The organism is Cupriavidus sp. 05T41, from assembly GCF_056396525.1.
The window spans coordinates 1-3,412 of sequence record NZ_JBFTLQ010000181.1 but is presented as its reverse complement, the minus strand read 5'-3'; the positions used below and the strand labels follow the sequence as shown (position 1 = coordinate 3,412).

Here is a 3,412-nt window from a genome sequence, read left to right as displayed (position 1 = left end):
GCGCCGACCCGCGCCGAGCGCCTGCCAACCTTGCCGTCCACCGGTGCATGGATTTCCGTATAGGACAGATTGAGATTCGCCAATTCCTGAGCMGCCTCGGCGCGCATCAACGTGCTGGCCGCCTTGTCGCGTTGCGTGCGCAGCACGTCGAGGTTCTGCTCAGTCGTGCTCAACGCGGCGCGGTCATGGGACTGCCGCGCAAGTTGCTCGGCGAGCGCGCTCGAAGCGTGTTGTTGTTCCTGCGTGGTTCCCGCTCCTGCTTCGGAGAGATTCTGGTAGCGCGAGGCGTTCGCTCGCGCAAACTCGACCGACGCTTCGTCGGAGCGAAGCGTGGCGCGCGCCTGCTCGACGAGCGAGGGGTGCCGCGCAATCTCGGCGTCGTAGTTTGCTATGGATGCCTTGGCTGCCGCCACGTCCGCCTGCGCACTCGACAATGCGGCCCGGAAATCGCGGTCATCGATACGCACCATCAATTGCCCGGCCTTGACCCACTGATTGTCGTTGACCAGTACCTCTGAAACCTGGCCGGCGATACGCGGCGCCACGAGCGTGAAGTCGGCCGACACGTAGGCATCGTTTGTGGATTCGGTATCCGAGTTGCCAGCAAGCCTTGTGCAAGCCCATGCAACGATGCCGACCGCGACGACAAGCACGGCAATGCGAACGGTTCTGAGGCGGGATCGGGTGGCGGCTGACATGGAAATCTCCCTTAGTGGGAAGAGGGCGGAGTAGCGCCCATGTTCAAATCATGGGTCATTGCCAGCGCAGTGACCTGTTCATTGCGTATTGCAGATAGCGACGCGAGCAAGGTCCCAATCAGGCCCACAGAGAGACGATGTGATAGCGTGGCCTGTGCGGGCGTTGGCTGCGCGGCTCCGGTTGTCAAAGGGTTGGTGGTGGTCATAGGGGTTCGCTAGCTACGCGTGTTCAGTAGGTGATTGCATCTGCGAATCGCCGTCAAGGGCCATGTGCTCGCCGAACCCCGAATGCCGATATCGGGCTGCGACTGCCTTACGCCMGAGGCTGTACTTCCTCAAAGTATTGCGGTGCTTCCCGGCGATCAAACATCCCGTACGCCCGGACGATGCGGATGTGCCGCAGGCGCACGCCCTCTGGCAGTTTTGCGTCGCGTTCGAATACTTCTGCGGTTGCCTGGTCGTGCCACGTCGCCACCACGATCACGTCTCCCGGCGTCATCAGCGCGTCGAACACATCCCAGGCGACGAGGCCCGACGCGCCCGCTTCAAGTCCAAGCGACTTCGCGACCGATTCCGCGCCGGCCTGCCTGACCCAGTCCGGCGCGCGCGTCGCATCGAGCAKCGTCACCGCCGTGCCGGCGCCTGTCTCAGTGACATCCAGGCGCTGTTCGAGCAAGACTTGCCCGGCGGGCACGTGGGTATCCCTGACGGTCTGGCCAATGCGCAAGCGATAGTCGGCAAATACCCGATCGCGCGCCGCCTGCTGGACCTTGTGGTGTTTCGTCGTGGTACGCCAGCGCACCAGCGACTTCTCGTCGCGCCAGCTCGACAGCGAGAGGAGCCACCCCTCGCGCGTCAGGCTTGCATAGCGGGTGTTGTCGATAAACCCATCGATCTTCTCGAGTTCAGGTCGCAGCATCTGCGCCATGCCGAGATAGGCATCGAATTGTTCGGGTATCGGGTTGACTTCAAGCATTGCAGAAAACATGAGGTACTCCTTCTTTCCGTTGACCACACGACGTTATGTGGAAAATGCGCGAAACTGGCGATGACGACGGGTTGATTTCCGTGTCGCAGTCAAGCAGTTGGTGCATTCACTGTATGGCACGGAGAGTGTTTCTTAAAGGCTGGGAGGATCAGGTATTCGGCCAACAAGTGCGTGAATTTTGCCAAGTAACTTGTGGACTCCATGGAAATCGCAACCACCTGGAATAGTCCATTTCGGTTTGACCAATAAAGCCGATTTGCACGGGCGGGAACGATCACGAAGACCCGCTCCGCGCCGTCGCGKAAGCGATTGGTGCTGGCCATTTCTGATCTRTTTTGAGYCAATCGGAATGGGCAACTTGCGCGAGCTKGCTGTCCTTTKCGGTCATCCTCGATCGAGGCAGCGTGACTGGCGCGCGGCGCCCGGTTCGCTCGAAAGCTGAAGCTCAGGCGGCGAAGCGCAAGGGGTGCCCAACGCGCAATGCGACAGGCACGATCGGAGGCGCGGCGGTGCCGGTGATACGACGTGGCCCAAATTCCGCATCGATTGGCCAGACACGGCGCACCTGCGTGTTCGTGCCGCCATATGGACTGACTAGACTTGATTTCGGGACTGCGGCTGGGAACCTGACCCGGGTGCACCTGGAAACGCATCAGCCCTGGTTGCGGCTTGGGGTAGCCGGGATGGGGCTGCCGCCGCCTCGCCAATTGTMGCGGTCGAATTAGGGACCGGACCCCAAGCAAGGACGGATTCATCACGTTGATTCAGGATCGTCAAACCTCTCTGGCACCCGGTTACCACGCCGCATACGCGGCGAGGCGGGCTGCGCTTGTTTCGAGGGCATTCGGGGAGTAACGGAGCATGCGTGTTGCGATGATGTTGTACGCCGGATTCCAGTTACTCGATGTGACTGGCCCGATGGATGTGTTTCACGAGGCGAACTGCCTGTGCGGCGGAACGTTCTATGAACAGCATCTCGTCGGGCCGTCGCCCGGGTCTGTCGCATGCTCGAACGGGGTGGCGGTGGGCACKACGGAGTGCGTGTCGGATGTGCGTGCTCCGTTCGACATTATCGTGGTGCCCGGGTCCCCGCTCATCGGCCTGAGGCATGGGCAACGGGAAGTGGTGGATTGGCTCAGCGATGCCGGGCGTAGGGCGGGAAGGCTCGCATCCGTATGCAACGGCGCCTTCTTGCTCGCGCGTGCCGGTCTTGCCGACCACCGCTGGTTGACCACGCATTGGCGCGACGCGCAACGGCTCGCAACCGAGCATCCCCTGGTACACGTCATGACCAATCTAAGCTGCCTGAAGGACCGTAACCTGTATTCGTCGGGCGGCGTGAGCGCCGGTGTCCATCTGGCCCTGGCGCTGGTCAGGGAGGATCTTGGCGAAGACGTCGCCCGAACCATCGCCACGGCGCTGTTGACGCCGCGCCGTTGAGGCACGGAGCAAGCCCATCCGGTGCCGCATTCCCTCCCGCGCGGATGCGACGGCGATGGCCCGGATGGCGAGGTCATGGTCATCGTGGCCCAGATACGGMCCTTTTTGGCCGGTAGATGATCTTCTTGGCTGAGCGCGCGGCTCCGATCGTTGGCAGAATGGTTGCCACGATCCTCACAATTCTTCCAGAAGCACATCAAGAAAGTGCTGGGTGGACTGGGCCAGGGCGGAGAACCCGTCGAAGCCATCGTCCATGAGCTGGTKCCGAACATACGCTGTTCTCGAG

3 protein-coding genes are annotated in these 3,412 nt (G+C 61.8%); 1 reads left to right on the top strand and 2 read right to left on the bottom strand.

Annotation, left to right across the window (positions count from 1 at the left end; all coding sequences use genetic code 11):
- The coding region (locus AC1DKV_RS40265; protein WP_441624462.1) for an HlyD family secretion protein at nt 1-698 on the bottom strand (698 nt) is incomplete at its 3' end.
- 313 nt (nt 699-1,011) lie between these two features.
- Nucleotides 1,012-1,686 (bottom strand): antibiotic biosynthesis monooxygenase family protein, encoded by a 675-nt coding sequence (locus AC1DKV_RS40260; protein ID WP_477139739.1) that lies wholly within the window; start codon nt 1,684-1,686, stop codon nt 1,012-1,014.
- Between the two features lie 861 nt (nt 1,687-2,547).
- Here AC1DKV_RS40260 and AC1DKV_RS40255 point away from each other — a divergent pair.
- The gene (locus AC1DKV_RS40255; RefSeq protein WP_441624458.1) at nt 2,548-3,126 is read left to right on the top strand and encodes an AraC family transcriptional regulator; all 579 of its coding nucleotides are present in this window, start codon (nt 2,548-2,550) and stop codon (nt 3,124-3,126) included.
- Nucleotides 3,127-3,412: the final 286 nt, after the last annotated feature.